Source organism: Vibrio sp. THAF190c, assembly GCF_009363355.1.
GTDB classification, from domain to species: Bacteria; Pseudomonadota; Gammaproteobacteria; order Enterobacterales; family Vibrionaceae; genus Vibrio; species Vibrio fortis_A.
In genome coordinates, this window is record NZ_CP045338.1 from 1,366,199 (window position 1) to 1,386,825 (window position 20,627).

The 20,627-nt window shown below is 45.4% G+C and carries 17 protein-coding genes; 4 read left to right on the forward strand and 13 right to left on the reverse strand.

Annotation, left to right across the window (positions count from 1 at the left end):
• The first annotated feature begins 176 nt into the window (after positions 1-176).
• Together FIV04_RS06220 and FIV04_RS06225 are read left to right on the forward strand one after the other, a co-directional pair.
• Positions 177-2,567 carry a helicase-related protein gene (locus tag FIV04_RS06220; protein ID WP_152468574.1) on the forward strand — a complete coding sequence of 797 codons (2,391 nt, stop codon included), beginning with the start codon at positions 177-179 and terminating at the stop codon, positions 2,565-2,567.
• 206 nt (positions 2,568-2,773) lie between these two features.
• Complete coding sequence (locus FIV04_RS06225; RefSeq protein WP_032549231.1) at positions 2,774-3,151, forward strand: hypothetical protein; 378 nt, start codon at positions 2,774-2,776, stop codon at positions 3,149-3,151.
• Between the two features lie 134 nt (positions 3,152-3,285).
• Here the strand turns inward: FIV04_RS06225 and FIV04_RS06230 are convergent, their stop codons facing one another.
• The 7 genes from FIV04_RS06230 to FIV04_RS06260 all read right to left on the reverse strand — a co-directional run bounded on the left by FIV04_RS06230 (position 3,286) and on the right by FIV04_RS06260 (position 9,246).
• On the reverse strand, positions 3,286-4,389 hold the full coding sequence (locus FIV04_RS06230) for a phosphoribosylaminoimidazolesuccinocarboxamide synthase (RefSeq protein ID WP_032549230.1): 1,104 nt from the start codon (positions 4,387-4,389) through the stop codon (positions 3,286-3,288).
• A 231-nt stretch (positions 4,390-4,620) separates the two neighbouring features.
• Complete coding sequence (locus FIV04_RS06235) at positions 4,621-5,043, reverse strand: SulA-like leucine-rich domain-containing protein (RefSeq protein WP_152468575.1); 423 nt, start codon at positions 5,041-5,043, stop codon at positions 4,621-4,623.
• A 413-nt stretch (positions 5,044-5,456) separates the two neighbouring features.
• Positions 5,457-5,645 (reverse strand): hypothetical protein, encoded by a 189-nt coding sequence (locus tag FIV04_RS06240; protein ID WP_032549228.1) that lies wholly within the window; start codon positions 5,643-5,645, stop codon positions 5,457-5,459.
• Positions 5,646-5,810: 165 nt separating this feature from the next.
• A complete protein-coding gene (locus tag FIV04_RS06245) occupies positions 5,811-6,845 on the reverse strand; it encodes a tetratricopeptide repeat protein (RefSeq protein WP_152468576.1) in 1,035 nt (344 codons plus the stop codon).
• A gap of 62 nt (positions 6,846-6,907) precedes the next feature.
• Positions 6,908-7,576 (reverse strand): OmpA family protein, encoded by a 669-nt coding sequence (locus FIV04_RS06250; RefSeq protein WP_032549227.1) that lies wholly within the window; start codon positions 7,574-7,576, stop codon positions 6,908-6,910.
• A 118-nt stretch (positions 7,577-7,694) separates the two neighbouring features.
• Entirely contained in the window at positions 7,695-8,384 is a 690-nt protein-coding gene (locus tag FIV04_RS06255) for a DUF2786 domain-containing protein (RefSeq protein ID WP_032549226.1), read from the reverse strand.
• 178 nt (positions 8,385-8,562) lie between these two features.
• A complete protein-coding gene (locus tag FIV04_RS06260) occupies positions 8,563-9,246 on the reverse strand; it encodes a DUF3334 family protein (protein ID WP_150872157.1) in 684 nt (227 codons plus the stop codon).
• 220 nt (positions 9,247-9,466) lie between these two features.
• Here FIV04_RS06260 and FIV04_RS06265 point away from each other — a divergent pair, with 220 nt between their 5' ends.
• Positions 9,467-12,502, forward strand: a complete 3,036-nt coding sequence (locus tag FIV04_RS06265) for an FAD-binding and (Fe-S)-binding domain-containing protein (RefSeq protein WP_152468577.1) — start codon at positions 9,467-9,469, stop codon at positions 12,500-12,502.
• Between the two features lie 59 nt (positions 12,503-12,561).
• Entirely contained in the window at positions 12,562-13,023 is a 462-nt protein-coding gene (locus FIV04_RS06270) for an isoprenylcysteine carboxylmethyltransferase family protein (protein WP_152468578.1), read from the forward strand.
• Between the two features lie 101 nt (positions 13,024-13,124).
• Here the strand turns inward: FIV04_RS06270 and FIV04_RS06275 are convergent, their stop codons facing one another.
• From FIV04_RS06275 to hutC, 6 genes are all read right to left on the reverse strand, one after another.
• Positions 13,125-13,850 carry a DUF3581 domain-containing protein gene (locus FIV04_RS06275; protein WP_032549220.1) on the reverse strand — a complete coding sequence of 242 codons (726 nt, stop codon included), beginning with the start codon at positions 13,848-13,850 and terminating at the stop codon, positions 13,125-13,127.
• A 268-nt stretch (positions 13,851-14,118) separates the two neighbouring features.
• Entirely contained in the window at positions 14,119-15,651 is a 1,533-nt protein-coding gene (gene hutH, locus FIV04_RS06280; protein WP_152468579.1) for a histidine ammonia-lyase, read from the reverse strand.
• 14 nt (positions 15,652-15,665) lie between these two features.
• The gene (hutU, locus tag FIV04_RS06285) at positions 15,666-17,360 is read right to left on the reverse strand and encodes a urocanate hydratase (RefSeq protein WP_152468580.1); all 1,695 of its coding nucleotides are present in this window, start codon (positions 17,358-17,360) and stop codon (positions 15,666-15,668) included.
• Positions 17,361-17,404: 44 nt separating this feature from the next.
• Complete coding sequence (gene hutG, locus FIV04_RS06290; RefSeq protein ID WP_152468581.1) at positions 17,405-18,400, reverse strand: formimidoylglutamase; 996 nt, start codon at positions 18,398-18,400, stop codon at positions 17,405-17,407.
• Entirely contained in the window at positions 18,387-19,625 is a 1,239-nt protein-coding gene (hutI, locus tag FIV04_RS06295; RefSeq protein ID WP_152468582.1) for an imidazolonepropionase, read from the reverse strand. The genes hutG and hutI overlap by 14 nt, the downstream gene beginning before the upstream one ends.
• A gap of 111 nt (positions 19,626-19,736) precedes the next feature.
• Positions 19,737-20,450 (reverse strand): histidine utilization repressor, encoded by a 714-nt coding sequence (gene hutC, locus FIV04_RS06300; RefSeq protein WP_152468583.1) that lies wholly within the window; start codon positions 20,448-20,450, stop codon positions 19,737-19,739.
• Between the last annotated feature and the right edge of the window lie 177 nt (positions 20,451-20,627).

Here is a 20,627-nt window from a genome sequence, read left to right on the forward strand (position 1 = left end):
TAATATGGGAGAAAGAAAAACGGAAAAATGATAACGGTTTAGTTATTCAATTGTAAACTGTTTATCCCTTATATAACCAAACAAAATGATGATCTCACTGCTTTGCCACACTTCTCGAATATCGAGTGAAGATTTAGGTATACTTAGCTCACATTTTTTATCTATTGACACCTTTTATGTCTCTACTACCCATCGATTCTTATGAACATGCACTTCATCAACTCCTTCCTTCAAATCACCTTGTTGTAGAAGCTGAAACAGGCTCTGGTAAGTCGACTCGTTTACCGGTTTGGGCAGCAAAACATGGTCGAGTATTAGTGATTGAGCCAAGGCGTATCGCATGTACTTCATTGGCTGAGTTTTTGGCTACTTCATCGGGCAAACCGTTGGGTGATGAGGTGGGCTATGCGATTAAGCTAGACGCCAAATACAACGAATCGACTCAGGTGACCTTTGTCACTCCTGGTGTCGCTCTGCGATGGTTGGTAGAAGGTGGGCTAGAGACGTTTGATATCGTTGTGGTCGATGAGTTTCATGAACGTCGCTGGGACATTGATTTGTTGGTGGCGATCTTGAAAGCGCGTAGCCAACATCGATTAATTGTAACGTCGGCGACAATCGAAGGGGCTAAGCTTGCTCACTATCTCGATGCAGAACGCATCACTTGTGAAGGTCGAAACTATCATGTCTCTATTGAACATCGAGCATTGGACTCTCGTCACCTACCGGATAGCCGTAATATCGAACGTCGCGTTGCTGATGAAGTGAAACATCAGCTAGCGGCGTGCAGTGGCGACATTCTTGTTTTCCTACCGGGTAAGAAAGAGATTCTACAAACGGCTCAAATGCTGAATGGCATCGAAGAGATTGAAGTATGTCCGCTCTACGCATCGGTTTCCGATAGCGAGCGCAATCGCGCATTGTCCGATATTCCGCTGGATTCACCACAGCGAAAGATCAAAGTGATTCTGGCGACCAACGTGGCTGAGACCTCCCTAACCATTCCGAACATTGCGGTGGTGATTGATTCTGGTTTGGAACGCAGAACGGTTCAGCGCAATGGTAGAACAACGCTAACTTTGAAAGCGATATCTCGTGCCAGTGCGAAACAGCGAGCGGGACGTGCAGGGCGTGTTATGGATGGTCAGTGTGTGCGACTGTTTGGCGAACATGCGGCTCTAGAACTTGTTACACCACCAGAGATGCAACGTGAAGAGTTGATTGAGCCGATGTTAGCGGCAGCTTGCTGTCAGATGACGTTTGAAGATTTAGACCTACTAGATGAGTTACCAGGAAAGTCATTGTTGAAAGCGAAGCAAGCTTTGCTTTTGATGGAGGCGATAGATGAAAAGGGGATGGCGACCGAGCATGGCCAACGCATGTATCCATTGCCGATTGATGCTTTGCATGCCGACATTGTGACTCGGATTAAATCTAAAGCGCTTAAAGAGGCGATGATAGATCTCACAGCCGCGCTTTCAGTTCCTGCTCGACTTTATCAGTTGCCAAACAGTCCAGAACATTTGGATGCTCTGTTCAAAGAAGAGAAAGAGGGCTGCGACATTGCCTTACTCATTGGCGTCGTCCGCGGAAAACAGTTCCCTCATATTACGGTTGATAAGCAAGCTCTGTTGGAGGCTCAAGGTTTAGCGGAACAGATGCGCGAACTGTTTGAACTCCCTCAATTGGAAGTCGCTTCTCGATTCAACAGAGTCGATTTACTCAAAGAGATTTTACGCCTGCACCCAGAATTGGCTTTTGTTCGTCGAACAAAGCGGCGTGAGGCGTTCGCCAATGGGCAACTCGAAGTGATGTTAGGCAGGGAAAATCGAGTTCCAGACAGCAGCGAAGCTCTGCTCGTACTTGATACCTATAGCTTGCCCGGTAGAGGAGTAAAGCAGACATTGACCTTAGCAACAACGGTAGCGCCGATCCCGCTTCAGTTGCTGGTAGAGCAAGAGCTGGGGGAGTGGGAGCAAGGTGAAACGGTCGTTGAAGGGCCATCAGACAGCTCGGGGCAGGTGTTCACGGCTATGTCTTTGGTTTACGCAGGTCGTGTGATCGACACCAAGCTTATCGAGGCGCAAGGTCAACTCTCACTTAAGCCCGTCATAGACATGGTGGTAAGCGAGCAGTACCTACAAGGGTTCGCGAAACAGAGAACTCAAGAGATCAAACATTGGCAGTTGTATGTGCGAATGGGACTGAGTGAAAGTCATGAATACTCGCAACAAATCGAAGAGCTTAACTTTGTTAATTGGTTTGCTGCCCAGTTAGAAGAGTTGGGTGTTAGCCAAGTAGATGAGTTAGAGATGTTCGACGCGGAAGACATTCCGTTTGATGGCATTCCATACTGGGAATATGAAGAATTTGCAGAAAAATACCCATTCCATTTATTATTGGCCGATCTCCAACTTGATGTTGAATACCTTCCTCAAAGAAAGCTTGTGTATGTCCATTACTCGAGCGGTGGGCGTAAAACACCACCCAAGCGTTGGGAACTGCCAGTTTGGTCTGGTTGGCGTATTCAGTACAAGAAAGCGAGTCGTGTTTTGGATGTGAAATAATTGGAATTACTTCAATTTGTAAAATATTAATCAAATAGGCGCATATATGAGTTTTCAGTTCGTCTTTTGTTACAAAATTGATTTTTATATGCCTTTTTAACCAATCAAAAGGTCATAAAAGACCATTCTTCTATATCCTATTGCTATATAGAAAAAGTTGGTGGATATTAAGAGTATATTGTGTTGCCAATGTGTCGGGGGACATCATGGATAAACAAAAAGAGACCTGTGTAGAATTTGATTACACAAACTTTCTTGGCGCGTCATGCGATAAAAAATGGACTTTTCTAGAAGCACTCACCACATTTGCCCCTGTGTTCGGTACAGTTTGGAAAGATAGCATTAAAGATCTATCGACTCCGGAAGATCGTTTATGGGAAAAGGCACTCAAATCGCTCTCTACGCGAAAGAGTGACGAATCGAATATCGTGGTACTACTTAAGTTGGCAAAGTTGGAAGGTATCAATGAACTGAAAGTTGTGATGCCATATTCGTTGGAAGATGAACAGATCGAGTACATCGAATCACGAAGCCACCTAGTGATCACCGGAAGTTCGGCTGAGGAGTTCACGATAAAGCTATAGACGGTGAGGCGTTATTTCGGCGCCAAGCCTGATAACAATAAAGGGCCGCTTATCTACTTCATTAACTCAGTTACTTGAGTAATAAAGTGATAAGCGGCCCTTTAAGTAACAGACCTTATTGATAGAAAGGAGTGTTAGTCGATTAGGTTGTACTCAGCGCGTAGGATGTCGACGATCTCTTGTTTCGGATTCTCGCTCAGTTCAATCTTGCTACCTGTGATCTTTTCAGCAATATCAAGGTAGGTGCGAGACAGAGACATTAGCGCATCAAGCGGCAGTTCGTTATCGCGAGCCAATGCTTCACGCTCAGGCATACGCTCTTTGTTAAGTAGAATATCGGCATCTGGGAAGTGGTTTAACAAGAACTGGCGGAAGCCTTCTTTCGAGTTCTCGACGATGTTGCCTTTGTTGTACTCTTGAGTATCCCAAATACGTGATGAATCTGGCGTGCCAACTTCATCCATGTAGATAAGCTTTTCATTGCCTTGAGCATCATTGACGTAACCAAACTCAAACTTGGTATCAACGAAGGTTTGATCAACCTTGCTCAATGCTTCGCTAATCACGCCAAAGCCTTCTTTCAGTAGCTTCTCGTAATGAGCAATATCGCTCTCTTTAGTGAAGTTAAATGCAGCGAAGTTCTGCTCGATGTTCTGACGAGTGATGTTGACATCATCTGCTTCTGGTACGCCAGGGATGCCCTTAAGAATACCCTTGGTCGATGGTGTGATCAGTAGCTCTGGAAGCTTTTTATCTTTCTCTAAGCCTTCTGGCATTTCGATACCACAGAATTCACGTTCACCATTTGCGTAGGCACGCCACATTGAACCAGTAATGTATTGGCGACAAATCGCTTCGATCATAACTGGGCGTGCTTTTTGTACGATCCAAACGAATGGGTGAGGGATATCTAGGATGTGGCTATCAGCCAGTCCGTTATCTTTAAACAGTTTAAACCAGTGATTAGAGATAGCGTTGAGTGCAGCACCTTTACCTGGAACACCTTTTAAGCCGCCTTCGCCATGCCAAATACAGTCAAATGCAGAGATACGGTCACTAATAACCATGATTGCTAACGGTGCATCAGGTGCAACATCGTAGCCTTTCTCTTTAATTAGTCTTTGACTATCTTCTTCGGTTAACCAGTAAACTGAGCGAACTTTGCCACTGTGGACAGGTTTATCAGTACGGATGGGTAGATCATCATTTACGGCTAGAACTTGATCAGCGAGGCTCATTTAGACATTCCTATCTTTTATCAAACGTCGTACAGAGAAGTGCATAACACACTCGATTAGGTGGGCATTATACCCAATCTAAATTCAGCTTCCAGAGAAAAAGCAAACGTTTGCTTGTTTCTTTGCAATTCTCTTTTTCTTTCTGCTTTCAAGGTTCGTTATAACAAATAAAAACCCCGCTCAATGCTGTCGTTGGCTACGACAGAAAAGAGCGGGGTCGGCAGTGTTTGATTAGTGAACGTGATGAGTTGTGCTGTGCTCGACAAAGAAGACTTCGCATTGGTATTGGATCGCAAGCTCACGTAAATACTGTTGGCCAAATGAATCAATTTGGTTGCTCGCGATAATCGCACTCGCGTTTCGAGAGCGAATCGCTTTTTCAACAGTCTCCATTTCGCTCATTTGACGGGAAGGTTTCATGTGAATGATGCGCTCACAGCAAATGTTGAACTGAGAGAGTTCTTTCGCTGAAGGGCGAGGGGTCTGCGCTGTAAACAGTAACCACTGTTCTTGATTGGACAGCAAAGCCATACGTGCTAACAAGTTTGCTTGGTGGCGAGATTGATTAGAGCTCTGCGGCAGATGTGATGCTGCAGAAAATGCGCATTGAACTAGCGGGCTAGAGTGTTGTGCTTTTACGTGAGCTTGAATCATTTTGCTGTCCTTATATACATGCTGTATGTGTATACAGTAGTTTTTGTGGTGCATAAGATCAAGCAATTTTTTGAGGGAATATTGAACAAAACCTCGAAATCCGACTCGAGATTTAGATTAAGTTATTGTTTTAAATTATGTTTTTAAATTCGACTGAAATATCAAAATTTCTCATGATTAAGAAGGTTTGAGATCCACAGCACCTTTTCTATACAGGTTTATACAGTGGTTTGATAAAAGTACTGTATAGGCACTGAGGTGACTTGTTTAGATAGAAGTTCTCTTTAGAAGCGAAAGAGGGCTTAAGGCGAAAGGGAAGTAATGGTGTAGCGAAAAAAGATGGTGGATGCGGTAAGTTAGCAGGATCAAAAAAGCGCCTCGATTGGCGCTTTTTTACTTCCGTGTTGAGGTAACTATCTTCTCGTTGCCTCGGAGAGTTTTGCTCTCATTTCCATTTCGCCGATATTGAACTGGCGAACGTCCATGGTTGCAATGTCATTGCATTCTTCACATGAACAATGAGACTTACCGTCAAGGTAGTCATGTTTTTTTACTAGGCTTGGCTTTTTACACCAATCACATACGCCTTCAATTGTGAACATATCCTCTCCTCACCTGTATCGTCAGGTGTATTTTCGGCGTGGATTATGACACAAGTAGTACTAATAAGTTAATTGTTTGTTACCTATTTTTGAGAGGGAGATCGTTTGCGACACCAATAATAATGGGTTTCCGTGCACTAAGTCGCTCCCGTAAGATTTTATTTGTTACGTTTTGGTAACATTTTGTAAGATTGTTTTCAGGGCAGCGTTCAACCTTTTCATCTCTTCATCGCTACCTTGGCCATCAGGGTGATAAATTTTAGAGAGTTGCTTGTAGCGAATTTTGATTTTCTTTTGTTCAGGAATGGCCGAAATCTTGTATCCAAACACAGCACAGGCTAGCTGAAGGTTGTGATTGCTCTTACTGTTTTGTCGTTTCTTCAGCTCTTTATAGAGCGTGGCGATTTGGTGCTTTTGTTGTTTCAGTTGGATATCTTTGAGCTTGATTTGTTCTCGGTTGATATCTTCAGTTTTTGTTTGATTATTTTTACGCAGCTTGGCGACTAGGAAGCCCGTAATACCGAGTAGCAGAGTAATAACAATCGCTAAGCCAATTATTAAATTGTGGGAGGTTTTGTTTTGTTGGCTAGCCTGAAACGCAGGTTGGGTAGTCTGCGATGTCGTCATGGAAGACGAATTGGTTAATTGGGTTGTGGCCTGCTCACTATATTGCTCATCCAGTGCTTTAAATGATGAAACTTGTTGTGAGCGACGCTGATTAAATTGTGCTTGCAGGACGCGTTCATACGCTTGTTGAGCTCGAGGGAGCTGAGAGCTTGCTAGACGGTACCACAGCTCAGCTTGGTCAAGTGCATCAAACGACTCGGTTTCTTGCTCATAGAGCTCGCCTAAGTTGAATGCCGCTTGATGATTGCCTTCTATAGCAAGTTGTGTATACCAAAGGGCAGCAGCGTTAATATCCTTCTGAGTACCTTGTCCGTTGACCAGCATATCAGCAGTTTGCAGTTGAGCTTGCTGGTGGCCTTGTTCTGCAGCTTGAGAAAACCAATAGAAAGCTTCTTCTTCGTTTTTGATGCTTGGCTCATTCAAGTAGGCCTGTGCTAAACGAAACTCGTCTTCTGAGTTGCCTTGGTTAGCCTTCCCTTGAAGCTGAGTCAGTTCTTGCTGTGTTATCTCTGCAAATGATTGGGCGCTAAGAAGACAAAAAAGTAGGGGGATTAAAGTGAGCTTGTTCAACATAGATCCATCTTTCTCGGTAGTTCCTATAAAAAAGCCCAGCGATTGGCTGGGCTTAATCGAGATTATTTCAGCGGTAGAATTTGAATCTCTACGCGACGGTTACATGCTCGACCTTGAGATGTACCATTGTCACAGATTGGGTAGCGTTCACCGTTACCACGAGCAATAGCGCGACCTGCTGCAACATCTTGAGAGATCAAGAATGCACGTACAGATTCAGCACGACGCTCAGATAGGATTTGGTTTGTAGACTCGCTACCTGTGCTATCTGTGTGACCATCGATCACTAGGCTTGTGTCAGGGTATTCAACTAGAATACGAGCAACACCACGCAGTGTTTTGTGGATGCTTGGCTCAAGAGCGTAAGAACCCGATTCAAAACCGATGCCGTTTTCTAGGCGAAGTAGCAGTTGATTTTCGCCCACACGCTCAACCTGAACACCAGAGTTAAGTAGCTCTTGGCGTAATGCTGCTTCTTGTTGGTCGAAGTAGTAACCAATACCACCACCGACAGCCGCGCCACCTGCAGCACCAATCAGTGCGCGTTTACGACGATCTTTAGAGTCATCACCCGTTGCCGCGCCCGCTACGGCACCAGCGATAGCACCGATAAGTGCACCTTGTGTCGCAGAGTTTGTTTCAGATTCACCTGTCGTTGCGTTTTGACGCTGAGTCGCCTGACAGCCAGTTAGAGCGATAGTCAGCGCAAGTGCTAATGTGATTTTTTTCAACGTGTTGTCTCCATGTTGTACTTCAGTCATAACAGTCGATGTATATGACAAACATATTGTTCTGTATATCCGTCGAAGGAAATATTTATCAGCGATTTACTGTTAAGTAAAGCCAGTATTAGGATTTGGTTATCCGCTTTGCCGCCTGCGCACCAGCGACAGGGCGGTTTACAGATAACTTACGACCTTTCTTTAAGCCTACTTCATAATCAGCAGTAAGGTTTTTCATTGCTTCTTTTAGTTGTTGCTTAAAGGTTTCGCGGTCGATGTTTTTAAATTCTTTATCAATGTAGTTATTGATTTTGTTGTTTGATTCATCATCGGGGGTGATGGTTGGTAGTTTCTCAAGCGCACCTTCAACCCAGCCAGAGACAAACGAGTTTACGCGACGAGTGACTTCCGTTGAGCTGGTGCCAGAGCCGGCGAAGCTATTACGGAATTGGCCTGTATGCTCATTCATTTCACGGTAGATGATGTCAAAAGCAAAGGCTGCGAATATTGCGCGATCCGCTTCTCCGATGAATTCGGCGCGCTTCAGGCCTTTGTGATTTAAAAGAACCGCTTCCACACCAAATTTGGTATTAATGCCGCGAATGACACGCAGAAGGGTTGAGCTAATGTTAGCGGGTAGCAGATGTGTTGATTGAGTTTTCCCCATCTTGATGAATTCAATATCGTCCTTCTCGAGGCCGTATTTGAGCATCAAGTTATGCGCCATTTTGATTGCGTTAGCGGCTTCGTTAACGTTGGCTGAGTTTCCAAGCTCTAAGCACTTGGCAATTTTTTTGAGGGCTCTTTTCTTATCCATCGACTGACTAATCATTACCACATTTTTTTAAAAGTCCGACATTTTACCCGTTTTAGTGAGCAACAGAAAGTAAAAGTCGTGTTAGCAATGGTAGTGATTGGTCTGAATGTAGCCCTAGAAATGAAAAACACCATCAAATCGTTGATGGTGTTTTAGAAGGTAAGAACGAAAATTTGGCTTAGATGCCTAGTTCGTCCAGTAAGTCTGCTGCTGCGTCGTTGTCAGACGGTTTGTTGTCTGATTTGTCTTCGTTCATTTTCTTTTGCGTTGCTTCTAAGATGCTGTCTGGGCATTCATCTTCAGAAATTTCAAACTCTTCAAGCTGAATAAACTCAGTCTTATCCATAGCCAGCTCTAGGTAGAAAATGTTGTTCTTTTCAGTAGAGAAAGTCACACGGCGCGCTTGTGGTCGATCCAGATTAGTATCTACTGATAGGTTAACTTGTTTGTTCAGAGACAGCATTTTTGGTTGGTTCTGGGTAATGTTGGTTTGCAGCTCTTTACGTACTTTGTTGGTAAAGTCGCCAACCAATTGGTTCATCAGCTCACCTAAAACATCACCCACTTCGTCAGAGGTGTGCAGTACTGCAAGCTCATCTTCCGGCATGCCCATGTTGCGCATGTAGTTTGCGTAGATCTCTAGAGCCGCTTTTGAAGTGAAGTTGATAACAACTAGGCCTGAAAAGCCGCCGTCGAATAGAACAAAACAACCAAAATCTGGCTTAAGGCTGGTCTTACTGATCTTTTGGACCATAGCCGAGTATTGAACTGGAGAAGCAGTTGCAGAAGTCAGTACGCTTGATACCGATTGGCATAGTTTTAGAAGAATGTCTTCTGTTGTGACTGTTTTATTTTTTCTCATTATATTGTGCTCATGGGTATCTTTAACAAAACGATATCCAGTATGTTACTACTGAAAGAATAGAAAAGTGACTATTATTGCATTCTTGCACTGAGATTCTTATTTGATCACCTTTTTATATGAACTTATTAGTAGTAAAGTGACGAAATTCAAAGAAAATTATTAAAATTCTAATTTAACCCATTGCTGATAGGATCAGCGAAGTAGGGGCAGGAAGCAAATGTTACCAAGACTTCAACTCAATGCTGATGTCGATCCAGTTGTTGTTCGCTTTTTAGAAGAGTTAAAAGCGGCAGGTTTTACTGGTGACATCGAATCTCATTATTCAAGCCGTTTAGCCGTCGCGACCGATAACAGTGTTTATCAACAGCTGCCACAGGCGGTGGTACTCCCAAAAACTACTCACGACGTTTCGTTAGTCGGAAAGATCAGTGCGAAATCCACGTATGAAAGGGTCACTTTTTCCCCTCGTGGTGGCGGTACTGGTACCAACGGTCAATCCTTGACGAAAGGTGTGGTTGTTGACCTCTCTCGATACATGAATCAAGTGATTGAGATAAATGAGAAAGAGGGTTGGGTTCGTGTTCAAGCGGGTATCGTCAAAGATCAATTGAACGATGCCGTTCGCCCTTATGGCTATTTCTTCTCTCCAGATCTTTCGACCAGTAACCGTGCCACCCTAGGCGGAATGATTAATACGGATGCTTCAGGTCAAGGCTCGCTGAAATACGGCAAAACTTCCGATCATGTGTTGTCGTTGCAAGCGGTGTTTGCTGACGGTTCTATTCTGGAGTCAGACCTTTCAAATGGGTTACCTAACGTTGGCGAGTTCGCCCATAAAGCGTTAGAGGTAACGGAGTCTGTTTGTCGTGAAAAACGCCAACAAATCCTAGAAAAATTCCCACCATTGAACCGTTTTCTTACTGGTTACGACCTAAAGAACGCGTTTAATGAAGAAAACGATCGTTTTGATATCACTCGCGTGCTGTGTGGTGCAGAAGGATCACTGGCTTTTATTACCGAAGCCAAGCTAAATCTTACTCCTATTCCAAAAGCTCGAACGCTCGTCAACGTGAAGTACAACTCGTTTGACTCTGCATTACGTAATGCGCCATTTATGGTGGAAGCGAATGCTTTGTCTGTCGAAACCGTTGACTCACGAGTATTGAATCTCGCTAAGCAAGATATTGTTTGGCACACAGTGAGCGACTTGCTGACTGATGTGCCGAATAAAGAGATGCTCGGCATCAATATGGTTGAGTTTGCTGGTCAGAATGAGGCTGAAGTTGAAGCTCAAGTGAGTGCACTGACTGAACGCTTGAACCAAATGCTAGAAGCGGAAGAAGCGGGCATCATCGGTTTTCAAGTGTGCAGTGACTTAGCGAGCATTGGTCGTATTTATAACATGCGTAAAAAAGCCGTAGGCCTGTTGGGTGCAGCAAAAGGACGAGCTAAGCCTGTTGCATTTGCTGAAGATACTTGTGTGCCGCCAGAGAACCTAGCTGACTTTATTGCTGAGTTCCGTGAACTGCTTGATGCTAAGTCTTTAAACTATGGGATGTTTGGCCACGTTGATGCGGGTGTTCTGCACGTGCGTCCAGCGTTGGATCTTTGCGATCCTAAACAAGAAGCGTTGATGCATGAAGTCTCCGATGAAGTCGTTAAGCTGGTGGCTAAATATGGCGGATTGATGTGGGGTGAACATGGTAAGGGTTTCCGCTCTGAATATGGGCCAGATTTCTTTGGCCAGGAGCTCTTCACTGAGCTTCGTCGAGTAAAAGCAGCGTTTGACCCGCACAACAAGATGAACCCAGGAAAGATCTGTACACCGCTTGATAGTGATGCAGAGCTGGTTAAAGTCACCGACACTAAACGCGGTTACTACGATCGCCAGATTGATGTGCAAGTCCGTGATAGCTTCAAGCAAGCGATGGAGTGTAACGGCAACGGTCTATGTTTTAACTACGACACAAGCTCACCGATGTGTCCATCGATGAAGGTGACGGCTGATCGTCGTCACTCTCCAAAAGGCCGTGCAGGTTTAGTGCGTGAGTGGTTGCGTCAGTTAACTGAGCAGGGTGTTGATATTCTTGATTTGGAACAACAAGCGCTAAACGACTCTACGCCTGTGAAAACCATGATCGAACGTGTTCGTAACTCGCTCAACAAGCGCCACGAATACGACTTCTCTCATGAAGTGCATGAAGCGATGAATGGTTGTCTTGCTTGTAAAGCGTGTGCAAGCCAGTGTCCGATTAAAGTGGACGTTCCTAGTTTCCGCTCTCGTTTCCTAAATATTTACTACTCTCGTTACCAACGTCCAGCAAAAGACTATTTGGTGGCGAACATTGAGACCATGTTGCCGTTAATGGCTAAAGCGCCAAAAGTTGTCAATGCGGCTCTGTCGCAGAAGTGGGTACAAAGCGCGACAGCAAAAACAGTAGGTTATGTTGATGCACCTTTGATGTCTGTACCTACGCTGGATAAGCGATTATCTGAAAAACAGCTTAAGGCGTTTGACTTACAGTATTTAGAAGGTCTGTCGAAGGAGCAAAAGCAACAGCACGTTCTGATTGTTCAAGACCCATTCACCAGTTACTACGACGCAGAAGTGGTCGAAGACTTTGTCTCGCTACTTATCAAGCTTGGGAAAACTCCGGTCGTTCTACCATTCAAACCAAATGGTAAAGCTCAGCATATTAAGGGCTTCCTAAGTAAGTTTGCAAAGAATGCTAAATCGACCGCTGATTTCTTATCGCTTATCGCTGATATCGGTATTCCATTAGTCGGTGTTGATCCTGCTCTGGTGCTTTGTTACCGCGACGAGTATCTAGAAGTACTCGGTGATAAGCGTGGTGATTTTGATGTACTCACCGTGCATGAATGGATGCTGCCACGTCTTGAAGAGTTTACTTGTCGCGAGTCTAGCGAAGAGATGTGGTACTTGTTTGCTCACTGTACTGAAAAGACCAAAATGCCAAATGCAGAGAAAGAGTGGGGCGCAATATTCGCTCACTTTGGTGCCGGGCTAACGACGGTGCCTGTGGGCTGTTGTGGTATGGCCGGTACTTTTGGTCACGAAGTCGATAAGCTGCAGATGTCGAAAGATATTTATGGATTGAGTTGGAAGCCACAAATTCAAGATCTTCCTAAAGATCGATGCCTTGCAACAGGGTATTCTTGTAGAAGTCAGGTTAAGCGCTTCGAGGGAGAGAAACTTGCTCACCCACTTCAAGCACTTGAAAGATTGATATAAATGATGAAGCCCAGCACTGACTGGGCTTTTTAATATCTCAATATGGCATAAGGAAGGCTATGAAGTTCTTGGAATTAAAAGTACCACCGCTCGCGTTGTTTGTTGTGATTCTATTGTTGTCATATTGGCTAGCAAATAGCTTTACGTTGGCTTCGTTTTCTCTTCCTTATCATCAGCTCATGTTATTACTGGGTATCTTGGTCAGCGGCATGATTGGTTTTTCTGCGGTTTGGGAGTTCAAGAAACGCAAAACCACAGTAAACCCAATCAAAGTGGACAGTGCCTCATTGGTGGTTGATTCAGGTATCTTCGGATACAGCAGAAACCCAATGTATCTTGCGCTCTTCATCCTGCTATTTTGTTTCGGATACTATCTTCAAAATCTATTTAGCCTTTCGCTTAGCTTCTTGTTCGTTGTCTACATGAACCGCTTTCAAATCCTTCCTGAAGAGCAAGCGTTAGAATCGCTATTTGGTGCCGAATACGTTGATTACAAACAGAAAGTTCGCCGCTGGATTTGAATTTGTTATGTTAACTAGCGCGTAAATCAAAAAGCCCAGCTTATCTCAAGTTGGGCTTTATAATTTTTGCTATCGCTTTGCGCTAAAGAGCTGTTTAGTGATTAAGCGGCTGCAGCGAACTGTGCTAGGAACATATCTTTGCGCTCGTTGAAGCGGTTTACTAGGTCGTCAACTGACGCTTGGTCGTATGGCTTAAGGCCACTTGCTACCATGCGTTTAACGCCTTTACCTACGATCTCACCATCTTCTTTAAAATCGAAGTTAAGAGTTACAACACCACGCTTGCCTTCAACATCGAATGTTGCGCCAGAGAACTCAACCTCTGGGTGAGTTAGGTCGATACGAGAGAACTCTACTTCCATGCTTTCATAGATAACCAGTGGACGCTGGCAGTTGATCATCATTTGTTGCTCTTCCATAAGAGGAACCATGATGTGCGGGAAGTTCATACCAGAGAACTGAACGTAATTAGTCACGACATGTTCGATGAATGCTTGATCTTGGCTTGTTTCACCTTCACATGTCATGTGTAGGTACTCTTTGCCTTTCTCATCAACAACAGCACTTTCTTTATCGCATTTGTTTTCTACATCCAATGCAATGCCATCGCTTACCATGCCTGAAAAATCAAAACGCATCTTTTGGCTAATGCCTTGCTTTTGCAGTAGAACCGCAAATAGTAGGTCGCCAGGTACACAAAAGCGCTTGTTGTCTTCATCGTGAATTGGGTTGAAATCACCAGCAACCTTTTTTGCGAAGTGGCTAGCTTGTTCACGAGTGAATTGAAATTTGTTTTCTTCAGTAGAAACGTATGGTGTCAGAAACATAATACCGCTATTCATTATCAAAACTGCGGCGATTATAACGGACTAATTCGAATCTAATGGTCTATCCAGTTAGTGACTGTGTTCATATGCTACAGAATGGTAACGCGAGTGTTATGTGATCTTGGTTGGAGTATTGGCGGTGTAAATGATAGAGGTGGGAGTGGAAAGGTGAGCGGCTTAATCAGTGATGCCTGCACTTCATATCTGAGCTATGAAGTGCAGGTTTAGTCGGTTAAGCAGAGATATCCTTAACGCAGAATATTGCTACTTAGAAGCTACATAGAATGCCATCAGGCATTAGATGGTTGTGTACTGAAAGCTTAAGCAGCAAGTTAGCTTGTTCGATGTCTGGTGCGAAATAACGGTCTTTGTCGTAAAAGCTTACCTTCTCACGTAAGATCTGTTTCGCTTCTTCTACTTTTGCTGACGACTTATCTGGCGCTCGGAAATCAAGCCCTTGCGCTGCTGATAAGTATTCAACCGCAAGAATACCACGGGTGTTTTCTGCCATGTCACGCAAGCGGCGGCCTGCGAATGTCGCCATCGAAACGTGGTCTTCTTGGTTCGCAGATGTTGGTAAGCTATCAACCGAAGCAGGGTGCGCGAGTGTTTTGTTTTCACTTGCTAGTGCTGCCGAAGTTACCTGAGCAATCATAAAGCCTGAGTTTACACCACCGTTGTCGACCAAGAATGGAGGTAGTTTGCTCAATGCACTGTCAATCAATAGCGCCATGCGGCGTTCAGACAGACTGCCAATCTCAGCAATTGCTAGCGCTAAGTTATCTGCGGCCATTGCCACAGGTTCAGCGTGGAAGTTACCGCCAGAAATGATGTCGCCATCGTCTGCGAAAACCAGCGGGTTATCAGACACAGAGTTTGCTTCGATCTTTAGGATATCCGCTGCATTGCGGATTTGTTGCAAACAAGCACCCATCACTTGAGGCTGACAGCGCAGTGAATATGGGTCTTGAACCTTTTCACAGCAGGTATGAGATTCACCAATTTCACTGGTTTGATCGAGTAGGTGACGGTAAGCCAGAGCAGCGTCCATTTGTCCGCGATGACCACGCACACGGTGGATTCGAGGGTCAAATGGTCGACGGCTTCCAAGCGCCGCTTCTACTGACATCGCACCACAGACTGTTGCTGAGGCGAACAGATCTTCTGCCGCAAACAAGCCTTCCAGTGCAAATGCTGTAGAAGCTTGAGTGCCGTTGAGTAGCGCTAGACCTTCTTTGGGCGCGAGGGTAATTGGCTCAAGCCCTGCAATTTGCATCGCTTCTAAGCCAGTGATGATCTTACCATTGTGACGTGCTTGACCTTCACCCAGTAGAACCGTACTCATATGAGCCAATGGTGCTAAGTCGCCAGATGCACCTACAGAGCCTTTTTGTGGCACACAAGGATAGACTTGTGCGTTCACTAGGTCGATCAGTGCATTGATGACTTTAAGACGAATACCCGAATAGCCACGAGACAGGCTGTTGATCTTCAGTACCATCATTAGACGAACGGTTTCGTCAGACATGAACTTGCCGATACCTGCCGCATGGGAGAGCACGATACTTTTTTGCAGTACTTCTAAATCTTCAGGTGCGATTTTAGTGTTTGCGAGTAAGCCAAAACCAGTGTTGATGCCATACACGGTACGATCTTCGGCGATCACTTGCTCAACCACTTGAGTGCTTGCCTCAATATCAGGAATGGCTTCAGGATCCAACGATAGGTTCACTGGGCTACGGCTGATTTTACGAAGCTCGGATAGGCCAAGTTGTCCTGGTTTCAGTAATAGGTTCAACATATCTTCTCTCACTCTTAAAGCTTACGTAGTTCAGCGTTTAGCATCGGTAGGTCTAGTTTTTGGTCTTTCGCGCACTGCTTAGCAATGTCGTAGCCTGCATCAGCGTGTCGCATTACACCGGTTGCTGGGTCGTTGTGCAGCACGCGAGCAATACGACGAGACGCATCATCACTACCATCACAACAGATCACCATACCTGAGTGCTGTGAGAAGCCCATACCTACGCCACCACCGTGATGCAGAGAAACCCAAGTTGCGCCACCCGCGGTATTCAGCAGAGCGTTGAGTAGTGGCCAATCTGATACAGCGTCAGAGCCATCCATCATACTTTCTGTTTCACGGTTAGGACTAGCTACTGAGCCTGAATCTAGGTGGTCACGACCAATAACGACGGGTGCTTTAAGTTCGCCATTTTTAACCATTTCGTTGAACGCCTGACCTAAACGTTCACGGTCTTTCAAACCAACCCAACAGATACGAGCAGGTAAACCTTGGAATTGAATGCGCTCACGAGCCATATCTAGCCAGTTGTGAAGATGTGGGTTGTCCGGAATCAGCTCTTTTACTTTCTGGTCAGTTTTGTAGATATCTTCTGGATCACCAGACAGTGCAGCCCAACGGAATGGACCAATACCTTCACAGAAAAGAGGACGGATATATTGAGGAACGAAACCTGGGAAATCGAATGCGTTTTCGACGCCTTCTTCCAGTGCCATTTGACGAATGTTATTACCATAGTCCACGGTTGCTGCGCCGCGTTCTTGCAGATCTAACATCGCTTGAACTTGGATCGCCATAGATTGCTTCGCTGCTTTGATTACTTTCGCTTCATCGGCTAAGCGCTCTTCCGCTGCTTTTTCCATTGACCAACCTTGAGGTAGGTAGCCATTGAGTGGGTCGTGAGCAGAGGTTTGGTCTGTTACTGCGTCAGGGATGATGTTACGTTCTACAAGCTCAGGGAATACATCCGCTGCGTTGCCAAGTAGGCCAACAGAGACTGGTGTTTCAGATTCTGTAATGATCGCCATCGCTTCATCTAGGCTGGTGGCTTTCTTGTCGACATAGCCAGTACGCAGACGGTAATCGATACGAGACTCGTCACACTCAACCGCGATCATAGAGAAACCTGCCATGGTTGCCGCTAGAGGCTGAGCGCCGCCCATGCCACCAAGACCACCTGTTAGAATCCAGCGCCCTTTTGCATCACCATTGAAGTGCTGTTTAGCCATTGCAACGAAGGTTTCATAAGTACCTTGAACAATGCCTTGTGATCCGATGTAGATCCAGCTACCTGCGGTCATTTGGCCGTACATCATCAAGCCTTGTTTATCGAGCTCGTTAAAGTGCTCCCAGTTTGCCCAGTGCGGTACTATGTTTGAGTTGGCAATTAATACACGAGGAGCGTCTTTGTGAGTTGGGAAAACGCCCACTGGTTTGCCTGACTGTACCAATAGAGTTTGATCGTCTTCTAGGCGTTCTAGCACTTCAACAATAGTATCGAAGCATTTCCAGTCACGAGCAGCGCGGCCAATACCACCATACACAACCAGCGAGTGAGGGTGCTCAGCTACGTCTGGGTCTAGGTTGTTCATTAACATGCGTAATGGCGCTTCTGTCAGCCAAGATTTAGTACGCAGTGTCGTACCATGCGGAGCGCGAATCTCACGTGAGGTATCTAGGCGAGGGTCGCTATTGTGATGTTCCGTCATGTTGGATTTCCTTATGTTCACGTTATCTTTTGTTTTTATTAAAGTTATGCGTTTGCCATAGCGTTGGCGATATCCCAACATAGGCGCGCAGCAAGTCGAGCCGTCTGTTGGTCTATGTCGTAATTTGGGTTGTACTCAGCAATGTCAGCGAGTAGCAATTTATCAGGGTGTTGAAGCACTAGTTCTAACAGCGGCGCGAGATTGTCATAGCTGACTCCGCGTGCTGCTGGAGCACTGACTCCGGGTGCAGTTGCCGCAGGGAACACATCAAGATCGATGGTTAGATATAGGTAGTCACACTGTTTGATAAATTCAGACAGCTTTTCTAAGTTACCGACCAGATTAGGGTAGGTGATCTGGTGGTCGTTCAAATACCAAACATTGAGCGCGTCTGCCTTTTTAAACAAAGCTTGCGTATTGCTCGCAGCGCTTACACCTAAACAAGCGTAGTGAAACGGCCAGCCTTTTATTTGGCACCATTGATGGATCTGATTGAATGGCGTGCCTGAGCTCGGTTTAACTTCGGCGATCTCGCTTTCATGTTCACGTAAATCGAAATGCGCATCGAAGTTGATGATGCCAATACGAGGTGGTTGATCTGGTGATATCTGATCAAGGTGGTTTGCTAACCCCTGAAATGATGACCACGCTATCTCATGCCCACCGCCCAATACGATGGTGCGTGTTTCCTTTAAGGCTTGAGTCACGACCTCAGCGCATTGCATTTGTGCGTTGGTGAGATCATCACCTTCACAGGTTACATTTCCGAGATCGTAAACATTCGCTTGGTTATGCCATGCCATATTCGCTAGTGCTTGGCGAATGAGGTTCGGCGATTGCTTAGCTCCGACGCGTCCTTTGTTTTGTGCGACGCCAGCGTCAGTCTCAAAGCCGACGAGCGCAACGCTTTGCTCAGAAGGTATGTTCAAGCAATCAACGATCTGCGTGATGTGGTGAACTCGTTTGCCATCTACACCGTCTTCTAAGTCATCACGACCAGTCCATTTATGATTTTGTTGGGTTAGATTAGAAGCTGTCATGGCATAGCTCTCCTGCAACGATACGTTTAGATATGCGTGGTACACCGACCTGATAGCTAAGATCCGCTGGATGTTCAATGTTCCAGATTGCGAAATCTGCGTCGTAGCCTTCTACAATTCTCCCACGTGAACCGGCTTTGCCAATGGCTTGCGCTGCGTGACAGGTAACGCCTCTTAAAGACTCTTCCGGGGTCAAACCAAAGAGAGTACAGCCCATGTTCATCATCAGAGTGAGGTCAGCAAAGGGTGAAGTCCCAGGGTTTAAGTCGGTCGCGATCGCCATCGGCACCTTGTGTTCGCGCAATAGTTCGATAGGTGGCTGCTGAGTCTCTTTTAAAAAGTAGAAAGCTCCCGGTAGCAGGCTTGCAACGGTATTGTTTTCGCTCAGAGCCTTCACACCTGCAAGGTCGAGATATTCAATATGATCAACAGAGGTCGCCCCATAGTTTGCCGCTAAGGCACTGCCGCCCATATTGGAGAGCTGCTCTGTGTGACCTTTTATGGACAAGCCATGGTTTATCGCCGCCTGAAAGACGAGCTCGGTTTGCTCCAACGTAAAGCCGATCGACTCACAAAATACATCGACTGAATCTGCAAGCTTTTCTGCAGCGGCTTGTGGGATGATGGTGTTACAGATGAGGTCGACATACTCATCGGCGTTGTCTTTAAACTCAGGTGGAACGGTATGTGCAGCCAAAAGGGTGGTTGTGATGCGTACACGACGGTAGTTTTCCAAAGCCTTAGCCGCTCTGAGCATTTTTAACTCGTCTTCGAGTGTCAAACCATAGCCGGACTTAACTTCAACCGTGGTAACGCCACTACTTAGCAGGCCATCAAGGCGCGGTAGGGCTAGTTCAATGAGTTCTTCTTCACTCGCGGCACGTGTCGCTCGAACCGTTGATAAGATTCCGCCGCCTTGCGCTGCAATGTCAGTGTAAGCTGCACCTTTGAGCCTCATCTCAAACTCATTGGCACGATTGCCCGCGTAAATCAGGTGCGTGTGGCTGTCGATTAACCCTGGAGTGACCAACTTGCCTGAACAGTCAACGACCTGGTGATCTGACATTGATTCTTGTGTGGCAAATGCGTTTGATTCTGATGGGACAATTTGAGCAATTTTGCCACCTACGACCAATATGTCTTGAGGTGTTGACGGCGCGTAGCCGAGCTCCCCAACTGCCATTGAACAGATACTTGCATTTTTAAGGATCAAGTTTGTCGCCATTTCGATCGTTAACCTTGGTTGTTTAAATGTATATACAAATAAATAGGCTAAAGTACTTAACTAATCAAGTTGATGTTGCAAAATTGTGATCAATGAGCAGGATGATGTGCTTTAATCGAGCAGTATCTTAGAGCTTAATTTGTATTTAGATCCAGGGTGATAAAGCAGGGCAAAACTAACCAAGCGTTCAGCACTCCAGGTGCGACGATTGAGTAGCAAGCAAGGCTCATTGGCTGCCATTTCTAAGCTCTCTTTAACTTTAGGTTCCGGCACAATGGCCTCTACAGTGTGTTCTATAGCACTTAGTGGGCAGTTGTTTGAGAGATATTCATTCGGGGTAGCGTGAGTAAAATCTTGATCTAGGTAGTTAGGGACAATATCCGAATTCACCCAGCGACACTCTAACTGCGTCGGTGTGTTGTCAGAAAAGTGGATGATTTCACTATAAAAAATGGGTGTGTTAATCATTACGCCCAATTGCATGGCGGTCTTTTCATCCGCGTTGATTTGCAGATGTTTAACCACTTGGCTTCGATGATTTTGTCCACGTTCACGTATCTCTTGAGCGATGTTGTTAATGTCGAGCAGCGGAGACTGGGCTTTTTCTGTCGGTTCACAGACGAAAGTTCCGAGACGCGGCTTGCGTGCTAATTTACCTTCACTTACCAGATCTCTGATGGCCTTGTTCACCGTCATTCGGCTAACGTTAAACTGTTTGGTCAGCTCTAACTCTGTGGTGATTCTGTGCCCGGGTGGCCAGTGTCCCATAGAGATCTTGTCATCAATAAACTGCTTTATCTGCAAATATAACGGCGCGTTCGACATACTTAACCCTCAATTGACTATACAAATAGAGTACCTGATTTGCCAACGATTACAATATTTACACTAAATGTGTGGTGTGATGACTCATGGATAGGGCAAATTACTTGCTAATATGATGCAACTGCAGCAAATTTGTCGGTAGACCTCTAATGCATTCAAATAAGTCATTCAAAAAAC